26 protein-coding genes, 7 tRNA genes and 1 riboswitch are annotated in these 26,841 nt (G+C 47.6%); of the genes, 5 read left to right on the top strand and 28 right to left on the bottom strand.

The annotated features are described in order from the left end of the window. Positions 1-304: 304 nt before the first annotated feature. From AC1RRX_RS18540 to queG, 6 genes are all read right to left on the bottom strand, one after another. Positions 305-1,015, bottom strand: a complete 711-nt coding sequence (locus tag AC1RRX_RS18540) for a hypothetical protein (RefSeq protein WP_053104661.1) — start codon at positions 1,013-1,015, stop codon at positions 305-307. Positions 1,016-1,026: 11 nt separating this feature from the next. After that, positions 1,027-1,740, bottom strand: a complete 714-nt coding sequence (locus tag AC1RRX_RS18535; protein WP_042634995.1) for a polymer-forming cytoskeletal protein — start codon at positions 1,738-1,740, stop codon at positions 1,027-1,029. Continuing rightward, on the bottom strand, positions 1,731-2,363 hold the full coding sequence (locus tag AC1RRX_RS18530) for a YhbD family protein (protein WP_015417094.1): 633 nt from the start codon (positions 2,361-2,363) through the stop codon (positions 1,731-1,733). The genes AC1RRX_RS18535 and AC1RRX_RS18530 overlap by 10 nt, the downstream gene beginning before the upstream one ends. 136 nt (positions 2,364-2,499) lie before the next feature. After that, positions 2,500-2,982 (bottom strand): tRNA (uridine(34)/cytosine(34)/5-carboxymethylaminomethyluridine(34)-2'-O)-methyltransferase TrmL, encoded by a 483-nt coding sequence (trmL, locus tag AC1RRX_RS18525; RefSeq protein WP_007610253.1) that lies wholly within the window; start codon positions 2,980-2,982, stop codon positions 2,500-2,502. Positions 2,983-3,018: 36 nt separating this feature from the next. Then, on the bottom strand, positions 3,019-3,930 hold the full coding sequence (locus AC1RRX_RS18520; protein ID WP_144464986.1) for an amidase domain-containing protein: 912 nt from the start codon (positions 3,928-3,930) through the stop codon (positions 3,019-3,021). 75 nt (positions 3,931-4,005) lie between these two features. Beyond that, a complete protein-coding gene (gene queG, locus AC1RRX_RS18515) occupies positions 4,006-5,166 on the bottom strand; it encodes a tRNA epoxyqueuosine(34) reductase QueG (protein WP_144464984.1) in 1,161 nt (386 codons plus the stop codon). 84 nt (positions 5,167-5,250) lie between these two features. Here queG and AC1RRX_RS18510 point away from each other — a divergent pair, with 84 nt between their 5' ends. Beyond that, complete coding sequence (locus tag AC1RRX_RS18510; protein WP_007408424.1) at positions 5,251-5,874, top strand: hypothetical protein; 624 nt, start codon at positions 5,251-5,253, stop codon at positions 5,872-5,874. An 89-nt stretch (positions 5,875-5,963) separates the two neighbouring features. Here AC1RRX_RS18510 and AC1RRX_RS18505 read toward each other — a convergent pair. Then, a tRNA-Gly gene (locus AC1RRX_RS18505) sits at positions 5,964-6,037 on the bottom strand. 189 nt (positions 6,038-6,226) lie between these two features. Here AC1RRX_RS18505 and AC1RRX_RS18500 point away from each other — a divergent pair. Together AC1RRX_RS18500 and AC1RRX_RS18495 are read left to right on the top strand one after the other, a co-directional pair. Then, the gene (locus tag AC1RRX_RS18500) at positions 6,227-6,430 is read left to right on the top strand and encodes a helix-turn-helix transcriptional regulator (protein ID WP_003155407.1); all 204 of its coding nucleotides are present in this window, start codon (positions 6,227-6,229) and stop codon (positions 6,428-6,430) included. Next, positions 6,427-6,894, top strand: a complete 468-nt coding sequence (locus AC1RRX_RS18495; RefSeq protein ID WP_007408423.1) for a hypothetical protein — start codon at positions 6,427-6,429, stop codon at positions 6,892-6,894. The genes AC1RRX_RS18500 and AC1RRX_RS18495 overlap by 4 nt, the downstream gene beginning before the upstream one ends. A 20-nt stretch (positions 6,895-6,914) precedes the next feature. Here AC1RRX_RS18495 and rpsN read toward each other — a convergent pair whose 3' ends face one another. The 6 genes from rpsN to AC1RRX_RS18465 all read right to left on the bottom strand — a co-directional run bounded on the left by rpsN (position 6,915) and on the right by AC1RRX_RS18465 (position 12,284). Beyond that, positions 6,915-7,184 carry a 30S ribosomal protein S14 gene (rpsN, locus tag AC1RRX_RS18490; RefSeq protein WP_007408422.1) on the bottom strand — a complete coding sequence of 90 codons (270 nt, stop codon included), beginning with the start codon at positions 7,182-7,184 and terminating at the stop codon, positions 6,915-6,917. A gap of 174 nt (positions 7,185-7,358) precedes the next feature. Beyond that, complete coding sequence (ssuD, locus tag AC1RRX_RS18485) at positions 7,359-8,495, bottom strand: FMNH2-dependent alkanesulfonate monooxygenase (RefSeq protein ID WP_021494886.1); 1,137 nt, start codon at positions 8,493-8,495, stop codon at positions 7,359-7,361. 24 nt (positions 8,496-8,519) lie between these two features. Next, a complete protein-coding gene (locus AC1RRX_RS18480; protein ID WP_102422627.1) occupies positions 8,520-9,353 on the bottom strand; it encodes an ABC transporter permease in 834 nt (277 codons plus the stop codon). Beyond that, a complete protein-coding gene (locus AC1RRX_RS18475; protein ID WP_007408418.1) occupies positions 9,353-10,342 on the bottom strand; it encodes an aliphatic sulfonate ABC transporter substrate-binding protein in 990 nt (329 codons plus the stop codon). Before AC1RRX_RS18475 ends, AC1RRX_RS18480 begins: the two co-directional genes overlap by 1 nt. Positions 10,343-10,357: 15 nt before the next feature. Further along, positions 10,358-11,125 carry an ABC transporter ATP-binding protein gene (locus tag AC1RRX_RS18470; RefSeq protein WP_144464982.1) on the bottom strand — a complete coding sequence of 256 codons (768 nt, stop codon included), beginning with the start codon at positions 11,123-11,125 and terminating at the stop codon, positions 10,358-10,360. Positions 11,126-11,348: 223 nt separating this feature from the next. After that, the gene (locus AC1RRX_RS18465; RefSeq protein ID WP_039062853.1) at positions 11,349-12,284 is read right to left on the bottom strand and encodes an amidohydrolase family protein; all 936 of its coding nucleotides are present in this window, start codon (positions 12,282-12,284) and stop codon (positions 11,349-11,351) included. A gap of 256 nt (positions 12,285-12,540) precedes the next feature. Here AC1RRX_RS18465 and katA point away from each other — a divergent pair, with 256 nt between their 5' ends. Further along, positions 12,541-13,986, top strand: coding sequence for a catalase KatA (gene katA / locus AC1RRX_RS18460; RefSeq protein WP_003155420.1), 1,446 nt, complete (start codon positions 12,541-12,543; stop codon positions 13,984-13,986). 70 nt (positions 13,987-14,056) lie between these two features. Here the strand turns inward: katA and AC1RRX_RS18455 are convergent, their stop codons facing one another. The 6 genes from AC1RRX_RS18455 to AC1RRX_RS18430 all read right to left on the bottom strand — a co-directional run bounded on the left by AC1RRX_RS18455 (position 14,057) and on the right by AC1RRX_RS18430 (position 19,844). Next, positions 14,057-15,022 (bottom strand): ABC transporter ATP-binding protein, encoded by a 966-nt coding sequence (locus AC1RRX_RS18455; RefSeq protein WP_144464980.1) that lies wholly within the window; start codon positions 15,020-15,022, stop codon positions 14,057-14,059. Further along, entirely contained in the window at positions 15,015-16,001 is a 987-nt protein-coding gene (locus AC1RRX_RS18450; RefSeq protein ID WP_144464978.1) for an ABC transporter ATP-binding protein, read from the bottom strand. The genes AC1RRX_RS18455 and AC1RRX_RS18450 overlap by 8 nt, the downstream gene beginning before the upstream one ends. Then, positions 15,998-16,903 (bottom strand): oligopeptide ABC transporter permease, encoded by a 906-nt coding sequence (gene opp4C, locus AC1RRX_RS18445; RefSeq protein ID WP_144464976.1) that lies wholly within the window; start codon positions 16,901-16,903, stop codon positions 15,998-16,000. The genes AC1RRX_RS18450 and opp4C overlap by 4 nt, the downstream gene beginning before the upstream one ends. 12 nt (positions 16,904-16,915) lie before the next feature. Further along, positions 16,916-17,872, bottom strand: coding sequence for an ABC transporter permease (locus AC1RRX_RS18440; RefSeq protein WP_144464974.1), 957 nt, complete (start codon positions 17,870-17,872; stop codon positions 16,916-16,918). A gap of 68 nt (positions 17,873-17,940) precedes the next feature. Next, entirely contained in the window at positions 17,941-19,662 is a 1,722-nt protein-coding gene (locus tag AC1RRX_RS18435) for an ABC transporter substrate-binding protein (RefSeq protein WP_144464972.1), read from the bottom strand. A 2-nt stretch (positions 19,663-19,664) separates the two neighbouring features. Further along, positions 19,665-19,844, bottom strand: a complete 180-nt coding sequence (locus AC1RRX_RS18430; protein ID WP_003155431.1) for an FbpB family small basic protein — start codon at positions 19,842-19,844, stop codon at positions 19,665-19,667. A 258-nt stretch (positions 19,845-20,102) separates the two neighbouring features. Between AC1RRX_RS18430 and AC1RRX_RS18425 the strand changes: the two genes are divergently transcribed. Then, positions 20,103-21,458, top strand: a complete 1,356-nt coding sequence (locus AC1RRX_RS18425; RefSeq protein ID WP_144465002.1) for an FAD-binding oxidoreductase — start codon at positions 20,103-20,105, stop codon at positions 21,456-21,458. 40 nt (positions 21,459-21,498) lie between these two features. Here AC1RRX_RS18425 and thiC read toward each other — a convergent pair whose 3' ends face one another. The 9 genes from thiC to AC1RRX_RS18380 form a co-directional block, all read right to left on the bottom strand. Beyond that, complete coding sequence (gene thiC / locus AC1RRX_RS18420) at positions 21,499-23,271, bottom strand: phosphomethylpyrimidine synthase ThiC (RefSeq protein ID WP_020953945.1); 1,773 nt, start codon at positions 23,269-23,271, stop codon at positions 21,499-21,501. Between the two features lie 121 nt (positions 23,272-23,392). Beyond that, positions 23,393-23,503, bottom strand: a riboswitch (TPP riboswitch). A 49-nt stretch (positions 23,504-23,552) separates the two neighbouring features. Continuing rightward, complete coding sequence (locus AC1RRX_RS18415) at positions 23,553-24,251, bottom strand: Type 1 glutamine amidotransferase-like domain-containing protein (protein WP_144464970.1); 699 nt, start codon at positions 24,249-24,251, stop codon at positions 23,553-23,555. A gap of 85 nt (positions 24,252-24,336) precedes the next feature. Continuing rightward, complete coding sequence (locus AC1RRX_RS18410; RefSeq protein ID WP_144464968.1) at positions 24,337-25,908, bottom strand: Na+/H+ antiporter NhaC family protein; 1,572 nt, start codon at positions 25,906-25,908, stop codon at positions 24,337-24,339. Between the two features lie 147 nt (positions 25,909-26,055). Next, positions 26,056-26,137, bottom strand: a tRNA-Leu gene (locus tag AC1RRX_RS18405). Positions 26,138-26,382: 245 nt separating this feature from the next. After that, positions 26,383-26,471: transfer RNA gene (locus AC1RRX_RS18400), tRNA-Leu, on the bottom strand. Between the two features lie 7 nt (positions 26,472-26,478). After that, positions 26,479-26,549 (bottom strand) — tRNA-Cys (locus AC1RRX_RS18395). Positions 26,550-26,555: 6 nt separating this feature from the next. After that, a tRNA-Gly gene (locus AC1RRX_RS18390) sits at positions 26,556-26,630 on the bottom strand. 53 nt (positions 26,631-26,683) lie between these two features. Beyond that, positions 26,684-26,755, bottom strand: a tRNA-Gln gene (locus AC1RRX_RS18385). A 9-nt stretch (positions 26,756-26,764) separates the two neighbouring features. Continuing rightward, positions 26,765-26,840, bottom strand: a tRNA-His gene (locus tag AC1RRX_RS18380). Position 26,841: the final 1 nt, after the last annotated feature.

Genomic DNA, 26,841 nt, shown 5'->3' with positions numbered 1-26,841 from the left:
CTATGCGGTGACGTGATAATACATGCTTTTCGTTTCTTAAAAATAAAGACGTTATAAGGCCGTCATTGACAAGGGTCCGGTGCACCGTTCATAATGAAAGAAATACAGTTTCATCCAGACTCGGACATCAAATGGAAAAGCAAAGAGGAGGAGAAATGATGAAAACGATCATTTTACTTGGTGTCATTCTCACTTTTTTAGTATCCATTTTTACGGCGGGTTACGACAGCAAACCTGAAAACAAATAACGGCAAAAGGGTGCTCTTTATGAAGAGCACCCTTTCCTATACAACATAACAATGTTTCATATTTGAATATGTTCTTGGACAGTTGATTTTTCATGAGATTTGCAGCTTGTTTGATACTCGATTTTTTCGATTTTGCAGCCCGGGCCGATTTCCACATGTTTCCCTCTGACGATGTCCGCTTCCGTGTATTCGAGATAAATTGCGTCTCCTTCGATCAATTCAGCAGAAAGCGTGCCGGCTTTCCGTTTAAGAAAACCGGGTTTCCGTCTGACGGTGATCGATGTGCCGCCGATTTCTTTCACGCGGCTTCGGTCATAACGCAAATGGATGTTTACGTCCCCCGCGTTTAACAATCCCGCCACATTGATACATCCTGTTACATGAAGCAGCTCCGTCTCGCAATCGCCGCCGACGGTGAGACTGCCTTTTATATGACACTGCTCTCCCGCGGCCCCGCCGCCAATTTCAGCAAGTCCTTTCAGCCTCATCGTGGCGAAACGCATGGAGCCGCCGACTTTCAATGTGCCCATCACGTTTGCTGAACGTACTGATAAATCTCCTGCAACTTCATGCTCTCCGAAAATTTTCAGCCTGTTGATCTCGGCATCTCCGAGAAAAAGTCCCGTACCGAATACCCGGCAGCGTTCGCTTTGAAGTCCTTCGCCGACAGTTCCTTCCCCTTTAATGCTTACATTTTGGTAGGAGCCGCCGGAGGCGTGTCCGGCTCCGTACATTTTTAAATGACTCAATTTTTTTGTCGTTTCCATCGCAGTTCCTCCTATCGTTTCACGACTTTGTTAACCAAAGCGGAAGGATCACATGTAAAATCGCCGCTGTATTCCACAGTCCCAATGGTGCAGCCTGCGTCGATCCGCACATGATTTCCGCGGACTGTCTTCGCGTTCGTGTCCGCCAATTCAATGATGTCACCTTCAATCAGCTCCGCTGTCAGCACCGGGGCCGGCATCAGCTTAAAACGCGTAAGCACGCTCTTTCTGCTCATCACTTTCAAATGGCGGCAGCCGATCTCTTTCACATGGCTCTCTCCCGCCGTCAGCTTAATACTGACTTCATCGGCATTCAGCAGGCCGCCGATCTTGCATTTGCCTTCCGAACGGAACGTCTCTGTCTCGCAATCGCCTTCAATCCCGGCTTTCCCGGATATGAAAATATCATCAGCTTTCACACCGCCGCCGAAAGATGAAAATCCCGCGACGTTCAGCCGCTCCGTTTTGACATCACCTTTAATGACACCCGTTCCGTTGATACGGATGGATTCAGCTTCGGCACTGCCGGAAATTTTCCCCGAACCGCTGATCGTCAGCGTTTGCGTCTTGACATGTCCGTCTGTTTTTCCGCTGCCGTTAAACAAAAGGCTCGTGCACTCCACATCACCCGATACCGTGCCGCTCCCGTTGATCTCCACTGTATGAAAACGACCTCCTTTTGAACTTCCTGAACCGTTAATGATTAATTTATCTGTTACTTCCATTGATGGTCCTCCTGCATCCATTTCGTTTTTAATTCTTCCGATGCCGCAGCAAGCGCCACCCGTTCAACCACTTTGACAGTCGGTTCAAATAAAATATGTTCCGCGTCTGCGATGAAGCACGTCGTTACGCCAAGCTTTCGGAGCATGACAAGCTCCGTATTCGCTTTCAGCTCGGAAGCCTCATACGTTTTCAGCACCCCTGCCGCCAATTTTCCTTCCTCAAGGCTGATATTGCCCGATTGCAAAAGCCCTTCAAGCACATATAAAGACAGCAGCGCGCGGGACGTGAATGTCACGCCGTCTTCGCCATAAACTTGCAGCGCGGCTTTTGAAATCAGTCCCTTTTGAAGCAGTTCCGCAGACGTTATGTTGACATCAGTCATTTGCGGAGACAGCATTTCTCTCATTTCATCCAGAGACAGATTTTCTTTCATTTTCTGTATTTTTGAGATGCGTTTTAATATTTCCGCTCTCGGAAAAAATGTTTCCTGGCCTGTAAACGTCGATTTTCGGATAAACCATTCTTCAGGAATTAAATTTTTCCGTTTCCACCGGTACAGCTGCCCATATGAAATTGATGTTTCTTCCAGCAATTCTTTTTTAGAAATCAGTTGTTCCTCCATGAATCCAGCTCCTTCGATGAAAGTATTGTAACATAACACTGTTACGTTGTTAAGCCCATAAATATATAAACGCCGTAAACCCCCGCTGTCCGTCTTTTTTATTCAATAAAAAAACGCCCGGATGCGGGCGTTTTTTTCACGTCAAATCTCTGTAATTTTGCTGGCGCAGCGCTTCATATACAAGAATCGCGGCCGTGTTGGACAGGTTTAATGATCTCACATGCTCGGTCATCGGCAGACGCAGGCAGCGGTCCATATTGTTTTCGATCAATTCTTTCGGAAGTCCGCTCGTTTCTCTGCCGAATACGAAGAAAAAGTCTTCCTCCGTATTTGAGTAATCAAATGATGTGTGCGGCTTTTGGCCGAATTTTGTAATGAAGAAAAACTTTCCGTTCTCATATGCCTCAAATAACTCTTCCAATGAATCATGATATACGACGTTGACGAACTCCCAATAATCGAGTCCGGCGCGCTTCAGCATTTTATCATCGGTCGAGAATCCGAGCGGGCGGATCAAATGAAGCGTTGTGTCTGTTGCCGCACAAGTACGTGCGATATTTCCCGTATTGGCCGGGATTTCGGGTTGATATAAAACGACATGTAATGCCACGATGTTCACCTCTGTTTTTTATTCCGCCCACCATTATATCATTAATTACTCTTTTGTCGTATCATCCGTAATATGAAAAAACGCATATCTGATGGAAGGAGTATACGCCGTTGAATCCTCATATGACCAATATCTCATTCTGCTGTCATACGTTTGGGCATTGACAAGCGGCATATTGCTTTTATCTTTCGCGACCACGATCGCCGTATGATTAAAACGGCCGTCCCCTTCAAAATCATAGCAAATGATATCTCCGGGCATCAGTTCTTCGGCTCTTGATACTTGCACCGCGCGAAGCCCTGCCTTGGATTGGGCCAGATACATCTTCATCGAATGCGCGACCGTCCAGCTGTAGCTCCACGAGCTTGCCTTCATCCACCAGCCTGAGCCTCTGTTCGGATGCCCCCGCATCGGTGCTTTTCCGGCATGTAAACATTGGGAAATAAAATTGGTGCAGTTGTCGCTGAAATTGTTATAAGCGGGATTTCGTTTATTCCAAAACTTCTCCGCGTACTGCACGGCAGCCAGACGGTCGTATAGAAACGCCCGCCCGAAATCTTCCCGTTCACTCCGCTCATATTCAATTACGCTGTTTCCGTCAGAAAATCCCGCCGGTTTTTTCTTTACTTCCCGATCTTTAATCAAAAGCTGATCATAGAGAAATGCAGTCCGCTCCTCAATCTGCTCTTCTAAGTAAAGGTGTCCGTCATGCTCCTTGCACAAATATTCGAAATGAATCGTGTACATGACGCATAACGTGCCGTCGTCCTCAAGGCTGCTTTTGACAATGACGGCTTTTGCCTTCGCTTTCACAATGTCAACTTTCCGTTTTTCAAACAGCTCTTTTTTTCTCGTCAGGACCTCAAGATCGCCGGGCTGCCCATTGTGCCTCATCTCGGTTCCGTTGATTAAATAATGAAGCCGGGCCTCCGCTAAATCTTCAATAATATGCTTCAAGCGCTCCACCCACCATACTGTTTTATAAAGAAAAACACTTGAACTCACGCCAAGTGCTTTTTCTCTATACATATGTCAGGACCGGCCGGTTTTAGTCTTATCAGAAACCGATAACAGCTCCAGTCCCTTTTCAATTTCCCGTATGGCGTCCACATCCTGCTCCTTTTGAAGCGCTTTTTCTAATTCCCCCGCATAATCAGGATCACCGATTTTCCCGATGGCCCAGGCGGCCGTCCCCCTGATAACAGGGCGCGGATCTTGGTGCATCAAGGCCGTTAATTCCGGAAGAGACGAGGCATCTTTAAAATGAGCCAAAGCTAAAATCGCATTCCGCTGTATCGGCTTCTTGCCGCGCCATGATCCCGATACATGTCCGAATTTTTCTTTGAATTCGCGGTTGCTTATGGTCAAAAGCGGCTTTAACAGCGGCTTTGCGATTTCCGGATCAGGCTCCATCTGCGGATGAAGGTGAAAATCTTTCCCCTTATTAATTGGACAGACCGTCTGGCACGTGTCACAGCCATACAGACGGTTTCCGATTTTCGTGCGGAACTCATCCGGCAGAAATCCCTTTGTCTGGGTCAGGAACGAAATACAGCGCTGGGCGTTAAGCTGTCCGGGATTGACGAGCGCGCCGGTCGGACACGCGTCTAAACATTTTGTGCACGTACCGCACATATCTTCAATCGGCACATCCGGTTCAAAGGGCAGATTGGTGATCATTTCAGCCAGATAGACGTAAGAGCCGTATTCAGGCGTGGTGATCATGCAGTTTTTGGCGCTGAAGCCGATTCCCGCCCGTTCAGCCACGGCCCTGTCGGACAATTCCCCTGTATCCACCATTGACTTTGTGCGGATATCCTCATGTTTGCATTGGAGAAAATTCTCCAGCAGATCAAGCTTTTCCCTCAGCACGTCATGATAATCCTTCCCCCAGGAAGCTCTGCAAAAAATGCCGCGCCGCCCGTCCCTCGTGCTCCTCGGCGCATCTTTCATTTTGGAAGGATAAGCAAGGGCGATGGCGACGATTGATTTGGCTTTCGGGAGAAGCAAAGACGGAGTAACCCGTTTTTCAATATCCGGCTCTTCAAACCCGGATAAATAGCCGAGTGATTCCTGAAGAATCAGCCGGTCCCGCAGACTGTCGAACGTATCAGCCGTCGTAAACCCGATTTTGTCGACTCCTATGCTTTTGGCGTATTCGATTAATTCCTCTTTCAGTTTATGAATATTCATTTTTTGCACAGCCTCCTTTCTTTGTGATCAGGCTCCCGCACAGGTATAATAGAGTTTTATCATCCCGAAATGGAGTGAACACACTTGAACATCAGTTTAGATCCACTTATTGCTGAACGGGTGCCGGGGATCAAAGCGGCAGCCGTCTTATATGAACAGATCGAAGTCGGGCCTGCTCCGCAAATGCTGAAAGGCCGCCTCCGTTTATTTCAAGAATCTCTTTACTTTGATTATGCTGACGGGGGTATAGATGAGCAGCCTTTTGTAAAAGAGTGGGCGCGTATAATGGAACAGCTCAGTCCCACCTTTTCAGGACAAAAAACGCCGATGGAGCCTATGCTCGGCGATATTTCCCGGGAACGATTCATTGAAAGTGTGAATTCAGCCCATGATACCATACTTTTTTTCTCCTTGAAATATTCATTGCCTATCATGGCGTATGACGCCGCAAAAATAGATGAACCAATTTCAATTACGATCGGAGAAAAAGAAAGCGTACTGTCCTTCTCCGGCCCGGACGGCGTTTTCGGCGACTTCACCGGACATATCAATATACGCCCTGTCACGCCCGGCACAAAGAAAATGCTGCAGCTGATCTTTTTCCCGCCTTCATTTCATGCCGACGCGGCGGATGAGCTGCTATCATCCTTAACAAAAATGTTTGAACAAATTCACGGAGGCACGCATACCGTCTCTTGGCTTTCATAAAAAGACACGCCTTCGTGTCTTTTTTCACATAAAAAAACGCAATACTTCGTTTATCAGAGAAACGAAACACTGCGTTAATAACGTATGTATGGAGCGGGTGATGAGAATCGAACTCACGACATCAGCTTGGAAGGCTGAGGTTTTACCACTAAACTACACCCGCATCAAAATTATTTTTTGTCAGTACCGATTTGATGTTTCTAATATTACATGTTTATTTTTTTTTCGTCAAGGGAATGTTAAAAAATTTGTCGAAAAAAATTCTTTTTTTGTCCACATGTTAAGTTGGGTTTACATTTTGTTAAGAGTCTCATACAATATAAAAAAGAAAAAACTTGAGGTACGCCTGATGATGAAAAATAAAGTAAAAGAGCTGAGAGCCAGATTCGGCTATTCTCAGGAAACGCTCGGAAAAGAAGCCGGAGCCACCAGACAGACGATTGCAGCGATTGAAAAAGGAGATTATGTGCCTTCACTTTTATTGGCGCTTAACATCTGCCGGGCTTTCTCCCTGCCGATGGAGGAAGTGTTCTGGCTGGAGGAGGAGAAAAAATGAGTTTGAAAAGAAAAGCGTGTTTTCACCTTGCACTCTACGGATTGGCCTGCTGGACGCTTATTTCCTTTATGGAAGCGGCGCCGCGGATCGCTCAGTTTTTCCAAACGGAGGGGAGCGGTTCATTTGAGCTGAATATCACTCCGTTTCTGCTGTTTACCGTTTGTGCCGCATTGTATATCTATGCCGAAAAGAAAAAACGAAACGGCAAAAAGCACAGGCTTGTACCCGATGAATTTGAGGAACAGGATGAAAGAGAACGAATGATGACGGCTAAAGCTTGCCGTTCCTCGTATATCGCCGTTTACTTCTCATTGCCGGCCGCAGCCGTTCTGCTTTTGTTTTATCCGCTGATTCAGCCGCATCTTCCCTTTTTTCCGATTCTTTTGATTTTCATTCTGATGATGATTCAGCATTTGGCTTATGCTTTCACTTTTCATAAGCACGGCAAAAACTCCGGTTCATGACAGATCCGGAGTTTTTTACATTACCAGCTCGCTTTTTTCACCCCGGGAATCCGGCCTTTATGGGCCAGCTCCCTGAATGCGATTCTGGACAGTTTAAATTTTCTCATATATCCGCGGGGCCGCCCCGTCACCGTACAGCGGTTATGAAGCCTGCCCGGAGCAGAATCACGCGGCAGTTTGCTCAGCGTTTCCCAGTCTCCTTTTGCCTTTAATTCTCTTCGGATGTCCGCATATTGTTCAACAAGCTTCTGCCGCTTGAGCTCTTTGATCACTTTTGATTTTTTTGCCATTTCAGCACTCCTAACAAATCGTAATAATTACGTTTTGTATCATATCATCCATATGAGCATCGTGCAAGCTAAGCGCTTAAAAAGGCGGGTGAATACCCGCCTTCACTGCCTGCATTTCCCCGGAAATGAATCCGCAGAAAGCGCCCGCCGTCAATTATCCGCTTTGCGACGTCATCAGACTGTCGCTTTATTTCCTCTTGCAAAATGGTCGTTGCCCATTGCTTCACCCAGTCTGCGCTCAAGCTTTTTAGTCCGTTCATTCTGAAACGGCAGAAGCGGAAACACGAGTTCAGCCAGATAATAAGCTTCTTCCAGATGCGGGTAGCCTGAAAAGATAAACGACTCAATGCCGAGTGCCTGATACTCTAAAATTCGAGCAGCGACGGTCTGCGGATCACCGACAAGTGCCGTGCCCGCTCCGCCTCTGACCAGTCCGATGCCGGCCCAGAGATTCGGGCTGATCTCAAGCTTCGAGCGGTCACCGTTATGGAGATCGGCCATCCGTTTTTGTCCCGAAGAATCAGCGCGCCGGAGCGCAGCCTGCGCTTTCGCAATCGTCTCTTCGTCTAAGTGGCTGATTAATCGTTCAGCAGCTTCCCATGCCTCTTCCTCAGTCTCCCGGACAATCACGTGAAGTCTGATGCCAAAACGCATCGTCCTTCCTTCCTTGGCAGCCTGTTTTTTAACGGTTTCAATCTTTTCTTTTACCTGCTCCGGCGGCTCTCCCCATGTTAAATAGACATCTGTATGTTTCGCCGCAGCCTCAATTCCCGCCTGTGATGAACCGCCGAAATATAATGGCGGATGCGGAGACTGCTTTGGCGGAAACAGCAGATTGCTGTTTTCCACTTTGATATGGTCCCCTTCATATGTCACCGTTTCGCCCCGCATGAGTCCGCGCCAGACGGTTAAAAATTCTTCAGTCGCCTTATAACGTTCATCGTGGCTGATAAACATGCCGTCTCCCGCCAGTTCATAAGGATCTCCGCCCGCTACGACATTTACGAGCAAACGGCCGTCTGACAGCCGATCCATTGTCGACGCCATTCTCGCGGCGACAGACGGCTGCATCAGTCCCGGACGGACCGCCACTAAAAATTTCAAGTCACTCGTTTCCCCCGCTAAAGCGGCAGCCGTCAGCCACGGGTCTTCACATGATCTCCCCGTCGGCAGCAGAACCCCCGTATACCCGAGTCTGTCCGCCGCCTGTGCCACTTGCTTAAAATAAAGATGATCCGCCGTTCTCCCTCCCGTTTGCGTCCCTAAATACCGGCCGTCACCATGCGTCGGAATAAACCAAAGAATCTCCATATGAATCTCTCCTTTTTTAATAGGTTACCCTTCATAACTGTTCCGCCATTTTAATAGTTTCCGTTCGAGCATTCTGACCAATGCATCTGTCAGCTTGCCGACAGCCGCAAAAATGATAATGCCGACAAACACCTTATTTGTCTGTGAAAATTGTCTGGCATCCATAATCATATAACCGACGCCCTCGCTCGATCCCATCAGTTCCGCCACCACGAGACCGAGCCACGCAATGCCGAGAGAGAGCCTGATGCCGAGCAGGATATTCGGCAGAGATGCCGGAAGAATTAATTTCGTCATCTGCTGATACCAGTTAAATTCCAGCACCCGCGCGACGTCAAACAGCTTCGCGTCCACACTGCGGATTCCGAGAAACGTATTAATGTACACGGGGAAAAATGCCCCTAATGCGATCAGCAGAATTTTTGATGTCTCATCAAACCCGAACCACAAAATAAACAGAGGAGTCACGGCCAAGTGCGGAACCGTTCTGAGCATTTGCAGAGACGGATCTAGATATGCTTCCGTCCGCTTTGAGAAACCGACCAGCAGCCCGAAAACAAGTCCGAGGCCCGCGCCAAGCAGAAATCCGGCAGCAGCCCTGTATAAACTGATCTCTAAATGACCCCAAAGTTCACCTGAAAGAAGAAGTTCCTGAAACGTCTGCAAGATGACGACAGGTGAGGGGAGCACCGTGGCCGAGACGATGCCCAGACTTGCGATAAACTGCCATACTGCGATGACCGCAGCCGGGAGTACAATCCCTTTCATCCATTGGTATGAATACTTCCGGGATCTTGCCAGAGCTTTCTTTTCTGATTGGCTTATTGCGCCGGCAGCCGTTGGTGCTTCTGCTTTCATTACTTGCCATCCCCCGTTTCAAGCGCTTTTTTAATAAATGAATTGTCGACAACGTCTTTTACATGAATTTTCTTATGAATCGCTTTTGTTTGATATTGAAAATCAGCGGTTTCCTGCTGGGCTTTGACAATATCATCATTGATCGGTTCATTGAGAGGCTCAGTATTGTTAAGCACGTTTCTGACGACTTTCGGATCAAGATGTTTGATTTTCGCATATAAGGAGACAGCTTCATCTTTGTGTTCCTTTTGCCATGCAACTGCTTTATTGAACACTTTCAGAAAACGGACCACCTCATCCGGGTGTTCTTTGGAAAATCCCGTTCTGACTAACGTGAAACCGGGAGAATATAAATCTGTGCTTTCTCCGTTCGCCAATATTTCCGCCCCGTGCTGCAGCGTTTCAATTGACAAATACGGCTCCCAAATGGACCATGCGTCAACTGATTTGTTTTCAAAAGCGGAAACCGCCTCATCAGGCTGAAGCTGGATGATGGTGACGTCATCGGCGGAAAGCCCCGCTTTATCTAAAGCTTTATAGAGAAAATCAAAGCCGCTGCTGCCTTTGGCTACAGCGATTTTTTTACCTTTCAATTCTTTCAGGCTCTGAATCCCGCTGCCCTTGTTTACGAGAATGCCGTTTGCCTTTAACCCGTCCTGAGACAGCCCGATCTCTTTAAAATCAATCCCTGCCGCCTGACCGGAAATGACCGGTGAATTGCCGACCTGGGAAAAATCAAGCTTATCGGCGGCAAGACCTTCAAACTGCGGAGGACCGCTTTGGAATTCGACCCATTTTACTTTTATTCCGTCTTTTTTGAAGGCCTCTTCAAACCAGCCTTTTTCCTTGGCAATGAGAAGCGGGCTTAAACTCTGCTGGATGCCGATCCGGATTTCTTTCACCGTTTTCCCGCTCCCTCCTGTCCCGTCTGCACTGCATCCGGCTGACACCATGACTGCTGCGGCTAAAAGAATGATGATTTTTTTCACTTCACTTCGTCCTTTCTATATCCCGGACCCATCCGCAAACCGGAGGTCTTCCGTTTTCTCAAACTCAGAAAGCACCTTCTGCCGGACGGCCTGAAAATCCGCAGACGTCCGATTGCGCGGATGCGGAAGCTGAATCGGCATCAGGCTGTGCAGCCGGCCGGGCTTTGCCCTGAGGATCGCCAGCTTTTCGCCTAAATAGACGGATTCATCAATATCATGCGTGACCAGAATCATCGTCGTTTTTTTCTCGCGCCATATATCAAGCAGCACATCCTGCAAATGTTTTCTCGTAAAAGCGTCAAGCGCCCCGAACGGTTCATCTAAAAGCAGCACCTCCGGCTCGCGCAAAAGGGCTCTGGCGATGGCAACCCGCTGCGACATGCCGCCGGATAATTCGCGCGGATAAGCGTTCTCCGCTCCCTGCAGCCTGACAACCTCAATCAGATCATCCACTTTTTTCCGAACGGCCGGGTCGTTCATATTGAGATCGGCAGCGATGTTTTGTTTTACCGTCAGCCAGGGAAACAGCCGGTGCTCCTGAAAGATAAATCCCTGCCGGATCCCCGGTCCCGACACATTGCGGCCGTTTATTGTGACAGAGCCTTTATAATCGGTATCAAGACCGGCAATCAATTTTAAAAGCGTGCTTTTGCCGCATCCGCTCGGCCCGATGACAGTCAAAAATTCTCCCGATGCAATTGACAGCTCAATATCATTCAGCACCGATGTTTTCCGGCCTTCATGCTCAAAAGCTTTTTCTTGTATGCTGATGGTTACAGCCATCTGTCTTCCCCTCTCTTTTTGCCGCGTGCGATCGAAAAACAAAAAGGCCCCCATCTCCGATTGCTTGCAGAGATGGGAGCCTTCGGCGGTCCGATCGGCAACCCGTTTGTTTTTAAATTTGAATATCATGTTAATTCAAATTATTCCGACTTGTCAACTGTTTTTTGTATGAATTAAAAATGCGCCTTCCGGCATAACCCTGCCAAAGAGCGCATCGGCTGTATCACGTATTTACTTCCTTTTCTTGCCGGGCGATTTTCAATAATGTCCGCGCGTTGTTGCCGAAAATGTTTTCTATATCTTCTTCCCGCATATTGATTTCCCGGCAGGTCCTCACCTGCTCCTGAAGATATCTGTATACATATCCTCTCGGAAATCCGTTCGAATCCGTCCCGAAGATGATCCGTTCAGCACCGATTAATTCAGATGTCTTCCGAAACAGAATTTCCAAATCAAGCGGGTACGGCATCCACCTCATCCACTGATTTGAGCCGGACGTGTCAATATACACATTCGGACAGCTCCAGCACAGCTGCAGCAGTTCCTGATAATATCCGGCGCCGAAATGCGGAATGATGAACGGGATATCAGCATACTCTCTCGCGACGCGATAGATGGAGAGCGGGTTGATGTTGCGATGGCTGACAATGCCCCCCGCTCTTCCTAAAAGCCCGAAGTGAATTAATACAGGCAGCCTTTTGTCAGCCAGATACGTCCACAGCTTTTTCAGCGACGGATCATGAAAATCGATGTCTGTCAGCGGCCCGAACAGTTTATATCCTTTCAGACCGAGCTCTTCTACCGCTCTTTTCAGCTCTTCATACGCATCCTCCCGCTCCAAAGGATGATATGCAAATCCGGTAAATCTCGCGGGATTGGCTTGAATAAACGCCGCCATCCGGTCATTGCTCTCTGCTGTTAAAAAATTCAGCACGTCAATGCCGTACTTATCTAATTCATTCTCCCATCTTGTCATCAAAGCGATTTCGCCGTCATCGCCCTCAACATCATGCGGATCAGGAAAATCCCAAGTCAGATTCATTCTATCTGACCGCTCCCGGTTATAATCGGAAAATGTCTTATCGTTTTTGCCGAAATAAAGGCTGTACGGCAGATGACCGTGAATATCGACAGGTTTAAAATGCTGCCGGAAAAGCATACAATCGCCGCCTCCCTTACCGCCTGACAATAAAAAAAGGCCCTTATCCAGTGAAGAATAAGAGCCTCTTGTGTCCAAGTCAGCGGTTTCTATTTTTTCTCATCTTAAACCCATTATTCCCGTCAGTCAAGTAGGCTTTCAAATCCAAACCCTTTTTTCGATAATAAAAATAATTATTTTATAATCATTATAAAATAATATTGACTTTTTAATGATAGGTGATATTATGTTTTTATAAATCTAAAGAGGTGATCACATGAGTTCAAATAAATTGACAACCAGCTGGGGCGCTCCTGTCGGAGATAACCAAAACTCAATGACGGCCGGCGATCGCGGTCCTGCTTTAATACAAGACGTCCATCTGCTTGAGAAATTGGCGCACTTTAACAGAGAACGCGTTCCCGAGCGTGTCGTTCACGCAAAAGGCGCGGGCGCACACGGTTATTTTGAAGTCACAAATGACGTTACAAAATATACGAAAGCCGCATTTCTGTCAGAAGTCGGTAAACGCACGCCGCTCTTCATCCGTTTCTCAACCGTTGCGGGCGAACTGGGCTCTAGTGACACAGTGCGCGACCCGCGCGGATTTGCCGTTAAGTTTTATACAGAAGAAGGAAACTACGACATCGTCGGAAACAATACACCCGTGTTCTTCATCCGCGATGCCATCAAGTTCCCTGACTTTATCCATACACAAAAAAGAGATCCGAGAACACATCTGAAAAATCCAACGGCCGTTTGGGATTTCTGGTCTCTGTCGCCGGAATCCCTGCACCAGGTAACCATTCTGATGTCAGACCGGGGCATTCCGGCGACTCTTCGCCATATGCACGGATTCGGAAGCCATACATTTAAATGGACAAATGATAAAGGCGAAGGCGTCTGGATCAAATATCACTTTAAAACAGAGCAAGGCGTGAAAAACCTTGATGTTAATACAGCCGCAAAAATCGCGGGCGAAAATCCCGATTACCATACGGAAGATTTGTTCAATGCGATTGAAAACGGCGATTTCCCCGCATGGAAATTATATGTTCAAATCATGCCGTTAGAAGACGCAAACACATATCGCTTTGATCCGTTTGACGTCACAAAAGTATGGTCTCAAAAAGACTATCCGCTCATTGAAGTCGGCCGCATGGTTCTGAACCGCAATCCGGAAAATTACTTTGCGGAAGTAGAACAGGCGACGTTCTCTCCCGGCACATTAGTCCCCGGCGTCGACGTCTCACCTGACAAAATGCTTCAAGGCCGGTTGTTCGCATACCATGACGCGCATCGCTACCGTGTCGGCGCGAACCATCAGGCGCTGCCGATCAACCGTTCCCGCAATGAAGTGAAAAACTATCAGCGTGACGGACAAATGCGTTTTGATGATAACGGCGGCCGCTCCGTCTATTACGAGCCTAACAGCTTCGGCGGCCCGAAAGAGTCACCTGAAGATAAACAGGCGGCATATCCTGTATCAGGTTTCGCAGACAGTGTAAGCTATAATCATCATGATCATTACACACAAGCCGGCGACCTGTACCGCCTGATGAGCGAAGAAGAGCGCGCGCGCCTTGTCGCCAATATCGTCAGTGCGATGAAACCTGTGGAAAAAGAAGAAATTAAGCTGCGCCAGATCGGCCACTTCTACAAAGCTGATCCTGAATACGGCAGACGCGTTGCCGAAGGACTCGGACTGCCATCACCAAAATAACATCAAAAAACCTGCCGGTCTGCCCGGTAGGTTTTTCCTGTTCATTATCAATAAAACCGTTTTTTCTCAATTATATGAAGTGGCATGCCGCAAAATGATGAAGCCCTTTTTCTGACAGCGCCGGACTTTTCTCAGCACATATCTTCTTGGCTGCCGGGCATCTCGTTCGGAATTTACAGCCTGAAGGCGGATCAGAGGGGCTCGGTATATCACCCTTTAAAATTATCCGCTCCCTTTTCGCTCCGGGATCAGGAACAGGCACGGCTGATAACAGCGCTTTCGTATAAGGATGAAGCGGCCGTGAAAAGAGCTCCTCCTTTGACGCGTATTCCACAATCGTCCCTAAATACATAATGGCGACCTTCGTACATAAGTGCTCCACCACGCTTAAATCATGAGAAATGAACAAATATGACAGCCCGTGCTGTTTTTGAAGGCTGCTGAACAAATTCATCATCTGCGCCTGGATGGAGACATCTAACGCCGCCACGGGTTCATCCATAATGATAAATTGCGGCTTGAGCGCCATCGCTCTTGCAATCACGATCCGCTGCCGCTGCCCTCCGGAAAATTCATGCGGATAACGGTCGATAAAGTTTGCGGAAAGTCCGCAGGCTTCAAGAACTTCCGCCGCTTTATCACGCGCGTTCCGCTTCACCGCCAATTGATGCTCGATCATCGCTTCACCGATGGCTTCTCCGATCCGACGCCGGGGATTTAAAGAACTGAACGGATCTTGAAAGATGAGCTGCGCTTCTGATCTGAAAGTTTTGAGCTCGCGCCGACTCATCCGAAACACATCACGCCCCTGAAAAAACACCTCTCCCTCTGTTTTTTCATGAAGCCTCAAAATGGTCTTGCCGATTGATGACTTTCCGCTGCCCGATTCTCCCGCTAAGCCGAACACTTCTCCCTTTTCTATCGTAAAACTGACACCGTCAACTGCTTTTACGGGATTTTTGCGGGTCTTTCTCATCCCCCCATGCTCCTCGTAATATTTTTTCAGCCCCTTGACCTCCAGCAACACATCACCCATCTGCTTTCTCCTCTCTGTAAAGCCAGCACGCCGCCTGATGCCCCTTCCCGAATTCAGTAAAATGCGGGCTCGATTTCCGGCATATTTCCATGCTGTGTTCACATCGCTCCGCAAAATAACAAGACGATCCCGACAGGTCCGCAAGCTCGGGGACCTGCCCCGGAATGGTGTACAACATCTCTCTTCTTTGACCGATAACCGGCTTGGCCGCGAGCAGTCCTTTCGTATACGGATGCTTCGGATCAGAAAAAAGCTTTGCAACCGGTCCTTCCTCCACAATTTTCCCCGCATACATAACAATCACATAATCAGCCATTTCAGCAACCACGCCAAGGTCATGAGTAATGAATAAAATAGACGTGCGGAATTGCTTTTTCATATCCCGCAATAAATCCAATATCTGCGCCTGAATGGTTACGTCAAGCGCTGTCGTCGGCTCGTCGGCAATGATCAGTTTCGGTTCGCAGCTAAGCGCGACAGCCGTCATGATGCGCTGCAGCATGCCGCCGCTCAGTTCATGAGGATATTGGTGCATAACCTGCTCGGCATGCGGGATCTCCACTAACGTGATCAGTTCAACGGCCCTCCGCCATGCTTCTTTCTTACTCAGCAATAAATGTTCGCGAATCGGTTCGGCCAGCTGCTCACCGATTGTAAACACCGGATTCAAAGATGTCATCGGTTCCTGAAATATCATCCCGATTTCGCTGCCGCGGATTTTCTGCATGTCTTTTGGTTTCAATTCCAACAGGTTCCGTCCGGAAAAATGCACCGCTCCCCGTTCGATTCTCCCCGTCTCGGGAATAAGCTGCATAATGGACAATGACGCCATGCTTTTCCCGCAGCCGGACTCCCCTACAATACAAACCGTTTCCTCCTCATGTATCGTAAAGCTGACATCGTCCACGGCCTTTACCGCCCCCTCCTCTGTATAAAAAGTTGTTTCCAAATGCCTCACTTCTAAAAGCGGTTTTTTCATTTCATTTTCACCTGCCGTTTTACCTTAGGATCAAAAGCGTCTCTTAAACCGTCTCCAAGCAGATGAATCGCCACAACGGTCAGAAAAATGGCCGTTCCCGGCGGAATCCACAGCCACGGGCGGAGTGTAAAATCCATAAAATGATTCGCCGCTTCCATCATGTTTCCCCAAGAAGGTGTGGGCGGAGCAACGCCAAGCCCGAGAAAACTCAGCGCCGATTCACTCAGCATCGCTCCCGCCACATGCAAAGTCGCCGCTACCAGTAATAACGGCAATGTATTGGGAAGCAAATGATAGAGGATTTTCCGTTTATCACTAAGCCCCAAAACTTCCGCGGCCATCATAAACGGCTGCTCCTTCAGCGACAAAATCTGTCCGCGTACAAGCCGCGCCAGACCGGGCCATCCAATCAAGCTTAACATCATCATGATCAGGTACATCCTGTATTCAGAAGGCACTTTCCACTCCGACATCACCGCAGCCAAAATCAAAAGCAGCGGCAGGCCCGGGATGGACATGAGCATATCAGCGATGCGCATAATGATCATATCAGCGGCTCCCCGATAAAATCCGGCCGCAGCCCCGAGTAAAGAACCGATGACAAGCGACAGCACCATTGAAGCAAGCCCCACGGTCAGAGAAATCTGCCCCGCCAGCATCAGCCTCATCAGCACATCTCTCCCGTACTGGTCAGTTCCCAGCCAATGATGGATTCCCGGCTGCTGATTGGCATTTGAAATATCCGTCCGATCTGTTATGTACGGAGAAAAAGACGGCCCGATAAAGCACAATAAAAACATAAAACATAAGAAAAGAAGACTGATGACCGTCAGCTTATGCTGCAGCAGGCGGCGGTACGTCTGCTTCCAAAGAGAAGGCGGCACCCCTTTTTGTTTTTTCATTCCGAACACCCCCTATTTCAGCCTGACCCGCGGATCAACCGCGGCATAAGCGATATCCGCCAAGAAGTTCCCCACAATCGTTAAACAAGACAAAAACAAGGTAAACGCCATCAAAACCGGATAATCACGATAATGCACAGATTCCAGCTGAATACGTCCGACACCCGGCCACCCGAAAATCTGTTCAATAATGATGGCTCCGGAAAACAGTCCCGGCAGTTCAAAAGCAAGCAGGGTGATGGCCGGAATGAGCGCGTTTTTCAACGCATGTTTCCAGATGACGGTGCGCTCTTTCAATCCCTTCGCTCTCGCCGTTCTGATATAATCCTGTCTGATCACGTCCAGCATGCCGGAGCGGAAATACCTTGTCAGCGAGCCGATGCCGAGCATAGATAAAATCACGGTCGGAAGAATCATATGTCTGACGGCTTCAAGCACGTACGAAAAACCTGTACTCGTGCTTCCGGTATCAATCATCCCGCCGACGGGCAATATTTTCAAATCCACCCCCAACCACTTAATAAACAGAAGGCTGATAAAAAAAGACGGGAACGCCATGGAAGCAAATACAAGAAACGTCACGATCCCGTCAAACCATGAGTATTTCCTGACAGCGGATATGACACCCGTTATCATCGCGGCTGACCATGTGACAAGCAACGCCAAAAACGCGACAAAAAACGAATTCCAGACATATTTCCGAAGCAGTGACAGGACGTTCTCCTGATATTTCAAAGAAAACCCAAAATCTCCGCTGAGCACATTTCCGAGCCATGTCACATAGCGCTGCCAAATCGGCTGATCCAGCCCGTAAAGCGCTTTTAACTCCTGCGCTCTTTCAGGAGTCAGGTTTACATTGGAATCAATATAGTCGCCCGGCAGCATGGCGAATAAGAAAAAAATAATAAAGGACGTACCAAATAAGATCACAAGCATTTGAATGAATCGTTCTGCGGCATACCGTTTCACAAAAAGCCCCTCCTTTCCGCTGAAAGGGCAAAATCCCCAGGATGCACCGGGTATTTTGCCCAACCGTTCTATTGAATTGAGACATTTGAGAGACTTGAACTGATTCCAGAATAATTGTCAGGCTCAAGCCCTTTTATTTTTCCGCTGACCGCCCTTGCGCTCTGACGGTAATGAATCAGAATGTAAGGCGGGTTTTCCCCGAGCTCCCGGTACAGCTGGTGATAAATCTCTTTTCTTTCGCTGATATCAAGCGTGCCGGCTCCTTTCTCTATCAGCCGGTCCGCTTTCGGATTGGAATACCCCGTTACATTATTGGGATGGCCGGAAGCCAGCTTTTCCACCGTGTCATTCGGATCAAGAATCTGCGAGGTGGAAACGGCGGCAAGGTCATATTGTTTGTCATTTATTTTCGCTACTTCTGTATTAAAATCCATCACTTCCGGTTTTAATGAGATTCCGATGTCCGCGTAATTTTCTTTCGCGATCGGGATAAAATCATCATCCGCTTTAGACGTGTAATAGCTGATTTCAAGCTTTTTGCCGTTTTTTTCACGTACACCGTCTTTGCCCGTTTTCCAGCCTGCTTCATCGAGAAGCTTTCTGGCTTTTTCAGGGTTAAACGCGTACCGATTGACATCTTTGTCATCATAAGCCCACGAAACCGGAGACACCGGCACATTCGCGACTTCTCCGTAGCGTTTAAAGCGGACATCGACGATTTTTTGACGGTCAAGTCCGTAAATAAGCGCCTGGGACACTTTCTTATCTCGAAAAGGCGGACGCTTGTGATTGACGTACACAAGCCCGTAATCATTCACGACAGATACGCTTATATTAGCAAAACCGAGACTTTTTAAATGCTGAACCGTATCATCATCAGGTGAGAAAGAAGCGTAATCAAGGTCACCCGTTTCAAACAGCTGAAGGGAAGTTGACGGATCGATAATTTTATAAATGAGCTTTTCCGTTTTCGGTTTTCCGGCATAATAGTGTTCATTAGCCTGATAGCGTATTTCCTGTCCCGGAAGATATTCTGTAAATTGATAAGGTCCCGCTCCGAGCGGTTTGGCATAAAGCTCTTTTAAATAATCCAGTTTGCCGAATTGATATTTCTTCCCGTAGTAGGCTTCTGACAGCACCTGCCCGCCTAAAAGAAGCAGCGACTTCGCACTGACTTTCTCAGTCGTGATTTGAATGGTTCTGTCATCAAGGACGAGAATGCCCTCTATCGTCTTTGCCTTTCCTTCCTTGTAAGCCTTACCGCCTTTAATATAGGCCGTGGTGATATCTTCATAGCCCGCGTATGCAGGATCATGCAACAGTGTTAAAGTGAATGCGGCATCCTTTGCGGTCAGCGGTGAACCGTCGCTGAAAACGAGATTTTTTCTTAAACGGAACGTGTATGTAAGCTGATCTTTGGAAATTTTCCAGCTTTCCGCAAGAGCCGGGGCAGGCTTCCCCATTTTATCCAGTTTGACTAACGGTTCAAAAATAGGATCTGTCGCATTTCCATCCCAGCCGTTTTCGTAGAAGTACGGCAGAAACACACCGCCCGGCGTGGAAATCCCAGCAACAAAAGTGTCAGTTCTGGCTTTCGATTTAGCGGGAATGGCCGCCGGATGAGAAGCTTTAAATTCCTTTGTCTTGACATGGGCAATACGTGTTTCTTCCTTTTTATCCGCCGCAGATGACGGTTCTTCCCCGGCGCTCCCTAACGCGCACCCTGATAACATGATGGATACCGACAGCGCGAGTACCGTTGTTTTTATCCTCCATTTTCTCTCCTTCATCTTTATCGAACCCCCGCATGCTTTTCATCTATCTTTATATAAATCTGCTCCATCTGTTCTTCATTTCTCATAATCTCCCGTTTGTTTTTCTCTACAAGCAGTTCGAAATTCAATGTGTGTTTTCTGTACTTTTTTCGTTTTTTGCTCTTTTTGCGCACATGTGATACCTTTTTTAACGCCACTTTTCATCCCTCCGCTTTTCATTTCATTCATGACTTTCACGCAAAAAAGGCCCTTATCTGTTTAAAAGATAAGAGCCTTCGGTGATCCGATCAGCCATCGTTTGGAAATATGTAATGATTATGTTAATTCATACAATCCCTACCTGTCAACTATAATTTAAAATATCGTTTCCTTCCGGGGGTTTTCCTCATACACTCTCTCATTTTTCCGCATATGCTAGAAAACATAGCAGAGTACAAGTGAAAGTGAGTGAGAATGTGGAAAAGACAACATTGACCGGTCGCATCGTCAAAAAAGATGACCCGGACTATAATGCTGCAAGAACCAATATCAATTTAAGCCTGCAAAGATATCCAGACATCATTGTGTTTTGTCAAAACAAACATGACGCCCTCAATGCGCTGAGATGGGCGCGTGAGAACAATGTGCCTTTCCGTATCAGAGGCGGAAGACACAGCTACGAAAACTTTTCCCTGTTAAATGACGGACTAGTCATTGATCTCAGTGAAATGAAGAAAATAAGAGTAAATGAGGATAAGCGGCTGGTCTCGATTGAAGCGGGAGCCGAATTGGGGGAAGTCTACCGCACACTCTGGCGGTACGGCTTGACCCTTCCTGCGGGAACCATTGCGAATGTGGGAATCACGGGGCTGACGCTCGGGGGAGGAATCGGATATTTAACAAGGACAGCCGGACTTACTTGCGATCGTCTCCTCCAGCTCGAAATGATCATAGCGGACGAAAAAGCGGGTGCTGACTTGATCACAGTCAACCGTTCAAAGCACTCTGATCTATTTTGGGCGTCTCAGGGAGGAGGGGGAGGCAACTTCGGCATTGTCACATCCATGATGTTTAAAGCCGTGCCGATCTCGTGCGTGTCTGTTTTTTCTGTCACTTGGGGCTGGGATGATTTTGAGGAAGTATTTAACACATGGCAGCGCTGGGCTCCATTTACAGACAACCGGCTTACCTCATCAATTCAGTTTTGGCCTAAGGAAGTCAACCGCATAGAAGCGCTCGGTCAATTTACCGGGACAAAGGATGAGCTGAAAGAACTGCTGGCTCCGTTAATGAAAGCGGGAAAACCGGCAAGCGGCATGGTCAAGACAGTGCCATTTATTAAAGCGGCAGCCTTTTTTAACAGCCCGGGAGGCAATCAGCCGCAAAAGATGAAGCGGTCAGGAGCCTTTATTGAAAAACCATTATCAACACGCGCGATTTCCACTTTAAAGCGCTATTTAGAGCACGCTCCGAACGAAAACGCCAGTGTGTGGCAGCAATCTCTCGGCGGGGCGGCCGGACGGATCGCTCCGGACCAAACGGCATTCTACTATCGCAACGCAATCATTGCCCAAGAATATATAACAACTTGGACATCTGCTGAAGAAGAAAGACAAAATGTCCGCTGGATCGAAGGACTGAGAACGTCCCTATCAAGAGAAACGATGGGAGATTACGTGAATTGGCCTGATAGAGAAATCAGAAACTGGCTGCAAACGTATTACGGAGAAAATGTTCACCGCCTCCGTCAAGTCAAAACGAAATACGATCCGGAAAATATATTCCGCTTTGAACAGAGCATTCCGCCGCTTCGCCGTTCACCGTTTTTCTAAAAAAGATGAAGATGGGCAAACTCCATCCTCATCTTTTCTTTTATTGATATAAGCGGCTTCCCTTCTCTGCAAACTCTTTTGCTTTTTCTTTCAGCCCTTCGTTGACGGCCTCGTCTTCAGTAAGTCCGTTTTCCTTCGCATAATCACGAATATCCTGAGAAATTCTCATGCTGCAGAACTTCGGACCGCACATCGAACAGAAGTGAGCCGTTTTTGCGCCTTCAGCCGGCAGCGTTTCATCATGATATTCCATTGCTCTTTCAGGATCAAGCGACAAATGAAATTGATCACGCCACCGGAATTCAAACCGCGCCTTAGACAGAGCATCGTCACGGATCTGTGCACCCGGATGCCCTTTAGCAAGGTCTGCGGCATGTGCCGCGATTTTGTACGTAATGACGCCTTCTCTTACATCATCACGATTCGGCAGCCCCAAATGCTCCTTCGGCGTGACATAGCAAAGCATCGCCGTCCCGTACCAGCCGATCATCGCCGCGCCGATTGCTGAAGTAATGTGGTCATAACCCGGAGCGATATCCGTCGTTAATGGCCCGAGCGTGTAAAAAGGCGCCTCTTTACAAATTTCCAGCTGCTTGTCCATGTTTTCCTTAATTTTATGCATCGGCACATGACCCGGTCCTTCGATCATCACTTGCACATCGTGCTTCCACGCAATCTCCGTCAATTCTCCGAGAGTCTCCAATTCCGCAAACTGCGCTTCATCATTGGCATCCGCAATCGAACCGGGGCGAAGCCCGTCACCAAGAGAAAAAGCGATATCATAGGTCTTCATGATTTCACAAATTTCTTCAAAATGCGTGTACAGAAAGCTTTCCTGATGATGAGCCAGGCACCATTGCGCCATAATCGCCCCCCCGCGGGATACGATTCCCGTCGTGCGTTTAGCCGTTAACGGGACGTAACGAAGCAATACGCCGGCATGGATGGTGAAATAATCCACGCCCTGCTCCGCCTGCTCAATCAATGTGTCACGATAAATGTCCCACGTTAAATCCTCGGCAATGCCATTTACTTTTTCAAGCGCCTGATAAATCGGCACCGTCCCCACAGGCACGGGGCAGTTGCGGATAATCCATTCACGCGTCGTATGAATGTCTTTTCCCGTGGATAAGTCCATCATCGTATCGGCGCCCCAGCGAATCGCCCACGTCATTTTTTCGACTTCTTCTTCGATAGAAGATGTAACAGCCGAGTTGCCGATATTGGCATTAATTTTCACATGAAAATTCCGGCCGATAATCATCGGCTCGCTTTCCGGGTGGTTGACGTTAGAAGGAATAATCGCCCGGCCGCTCGCCACCTCTTCCCTGACAAATTCGGGAGACACGTGCTCACGTATTGCGATAAACTCCATTTCCGGCGTAATGATGCCTTTTCTCGCATAATGCAATTGTGTTACATTTTTCCCCGGCTTGGCCCGAAGCGGTTTCCGCTGTAGGCCGGGGTATTCAGCGGCACGGCCCTCTTTTTTATAACCGTTGTCTTCAGGTCTCACGGTCCGGCCGTTATATTCTTCTACATCTCCGCGCCCGGTAATCCACTTTGTGCGGAGCGCCCCCAGCCCTTCATGAATATCAATCTGTACATCTGGGTCTGTATACGGCCCGCTCGTATCATAAACACGGACCGGCGCATTCTCCTCTTCCCCGAATGCCCCCGTAGTCGCACTCAGGCTGATTTCCCGCATCGGCACTCGTATATCGGGCGAAGAACCTTCTGCATAAACCTTTTTACTGCCGGAAAAACTCGACATAATGGAAATGTTCGCTTGCTGTACTGATTGATTTTGCATACAAATCTCTCCTTTATCATTTGAATAACAGAACCAAGCTCAGCACCAGCACAAAAAAACCGGGTTCAAAGAAGAACCCGGTTTTGCAGTCAGAAAGAAACTATTATTGTTTTCATCAACAATAATAAAACCTTTACTTCCCCACGCTGGTACGAACCAGATCAGGTCCAAAGGGTTAAGAAGCCGCCGCTTCTCTCTCAGCCCGCTCAGACGGGCACCCCCAGTAACTATTGATTTCGCTCTCATCGTAACATAAGTTGTGTACAAAAAAAAGCATATTATCAAAATTCAGATAACGGTACGGTCATAAGCTCTGTTTCCCGAACGCCTTTTTCGGTATTAAAAACCCGATAACCCTTTGCGGTTTCCCTGGAAGAGACAGCCCGGAACAGCTGACCGTCTTTATAATGAAGCGCAGCGCCGTCATCAGCGGCATAGCCCTCCCTGAGTTTCTTTTCTGAAATCAGACGGTGATACACCGGCCGGCGCTCCGCTTCTCCGTCATAGTGCGGACAAAAGCTTCCCGGCAAAAATCCTAAAGCTCTTAACTCTCTCAAATCTCCAGCCGAATCCGTCAATCCTTCTTCATACCAGCAAATCGCCCCGGCGCTGAGACCCGCCAACATGATGCCGTTTTCCCAAGCCTCACGAAGAATAAGGTCAAGCCCCCACTCTTTCCATAAGACAAGCATATTGCGCGTATTTCCGCCGCCGACATATATAATATCTTTCTTCATGAGAAAGGATCTGAGATCAGAACCCGGCGGTTTAAACAGCGACAAGTGATCCGGCTCACACCGCAGCTTTTGAAAGACCTGATAAAACATGCCGATATAATTCTCCGAATCTCCGCTTGCCGTCGGCAAAAAACAAATTTTCGGCTTTGACCGCGCCGACTGCTCTAAAATATACTGATCCAGCACAAGATGATCCGGCTCCATGGAAAAGCCCCCGCCGCCCATTGCAATAATCTGCTTCAATGTCATCACCTCTTTTTTCCTCTAGTATAACAGCTCATAAAAAGGCGTTATCCCCATTTCGGATACCGCCTTTAAAAAGTATTTGTTATCTGAAAAATGAAAACGCACCGTATAACACAACGGAGATCCCCGCGGCGATAAGCGCCGGAACAAGCTTCGAACGGGCATACTTCACAACATCGATCCCCAACACCGTACAGGTTGTCACCGTATTATCACTGAGAGGAGAAGCAAACGCTCCAAATGTTCCGCTCGCAAACACGGCCCCGATCGCTAATAATAAACTGGTATGTGACTGAACCGCCAGCGTTACGCTGAGCGGCATTAAAAGCCCCCAAGTCCCCCAAGATGACCCGATAAAATAGGATATAACAGCCCCCAGTATAAAAAGAGACGGCGCAATAAACATATGAGGGATCCATGACGTTAAATGAGGAGTAACATATTCCGAGAATCCCAGATCTTCAGATACTGCTGTTACGGCCCAAATCAGCGATAACATAATAATAACGTTGACCAATTCGTTTCCGCCCTTAATAAAATGGGTAACAAGCTCGCCTGCATGAAAACGCTGAAACATAAAAAGAGCAAATGCTGCAATAACCGCTGCCAATAATGCGGTTAACATGACGCCAAGCATATCGCTTTTGATAAAAGCATTCAAAAACCCTTGTGCTTTTGAATGGCCGTCCCACCAGCTGAGAAAGAGTGTTAATAGCAAAAACAGCCCGATCGGAATGATTAAATTCCAAGGCCGAATCGGTGTTTCCTTAATATAAGCACGGTGCGCCGAATCCAGCTCCTCCTGCTGGTCAGCATGCTCATTACTTTCGAACATTCCCGTATGTTCACCGTGAATATCTGAGATCGTCCCTGTTTCCATGTTAAATGAACCTGAGCTTTTTGAAAGCAACACACCGCTGTTCCGCGGAATCGGTTCCGTATTTTTGTTATGTTTGCGAGCAGAAGTTTGTCCGCTCTTTTCTGTTTTTTCTAAGCTTTCGTCCGCTTTTTGTTTCTTAAAAAAGCAGTAATAAATTCCGACTACTATAATCACAATGGAGAAAAAATTGAAGGGAATACTTTTCACATACACCGTGTAAGCCGGCTGATCTATTCCTGACGTTTTAAGGGCCTGTCCGATAATGGAAACCATGTAGCCGACAAATGCCGTTGCTATCGGAATCAAGGCAATGACAGGGTTTGCCGTAAACTCAATGGCATACGCAATTTTCTGTTTCGACAGGTCCAGACGCTTGCTTAAAGCTTTCATGATCGGTGCAATTGTGACGATGCGAAAGTCCGGTTCACTGAACGTGCCAAATGTCGACAGCCATGCAAGCAGCATCGCACCTTTTTTGGTTTTAACTTTTTTACTGATCAAATGGACGAATCCTTTTATCCCGCCGGTCAGCTTTATAATCCCTACAAGGCCGGCAAATGAATATAGAAACACAATGATTCTAATATTATTGGTGACGACAATGTTGCTGATTACATATTGAACCATATGTTCAATCCCGCCAAGCAAGCTGGGATGCAAAAGATAGCTTCCGACCAGCAAACCGACAAACAGACCGGACTGCACTTGCTTTGTAATAATTGAAATGGGAATGACCAGAATAAATGGGATAAGACAAGTCCAAGTCCCTTCCATAAAAAACACCTCTTTCAAAGAACTTCTTGTTAGTATCTTTGAAAAAAGCGTATTTATACAATCTGCACGCGTATCATGTTTTCACAAGCCTTGGAGGATATTTTCACACAACAAAAAAGGCTTCTACATATTGTAGAAGCCTTTGTATACCGGTGGCCGGGGTCGAACCGGCACTCCAGAAGGAACACGATTTTGAGTCGTGCGCGTCTGCCAATTCCGCCACACCGGCATGTAATTCGTCGTGTTCAACCGACGTATATAAATATAACATGTATTTCATAAAACGTCAACGGTTTTAGCAAAGTTTTTTAAATGGTAATGCAGTATATACGATACAAGCAAGAAACTTATATTGATAGTCATTACGTTTTTATTATATAAAAAAAGTGATCTGCAATATGCAAATCACTCTCATATATGTTTTATAATGTGAAAACTGATGACCAATTTAACATAGTTCGTTCAAAGTTAAATTGGTGCCGAGGGCCGGACTTGAACCGGCACGGTAGTCACCTACCGCAGGATTTTAAGTCCTGTGTGTCTGCCAATTCCACCACCCCGGCAATAGAAAGGCGACACCCGGATTCGAACCGGGGATAAAGGTTTTGCAGACCTCTGCCTTACCACTTGGCTATGCCGCCGTAATTTGGAGCGGAAGACGGGATTCGAACCCGCGACCCCCACCTTGGCAAGGTGATGTTCTACCACTGAACTACTTCCGCAACATGTAAAAGAACTTAATACATCTTATGCTGTTGTTTTTAAAAAAATGCAACTGGGCTAGCTGGATTCGAACCAACGCATGACGGAGTCAAAGTCCGTTGCCTTACCGCTTGGCTATAGCCCAATGATAATATGGGGCGATTGATGGGAATCGAACCCACGAGTGCCAGAGCCACAATCTGGTGCGTTAACCACTTCGCCACAACCGCC

This window comes from Bacillus sp. GW821-FHT11D08 (assembly GCF_058808515.1).
Note: the sequence above shows the minus strand (reverse complement) of the source record. Positions and strands in the feature narration are given on the sequence as shown.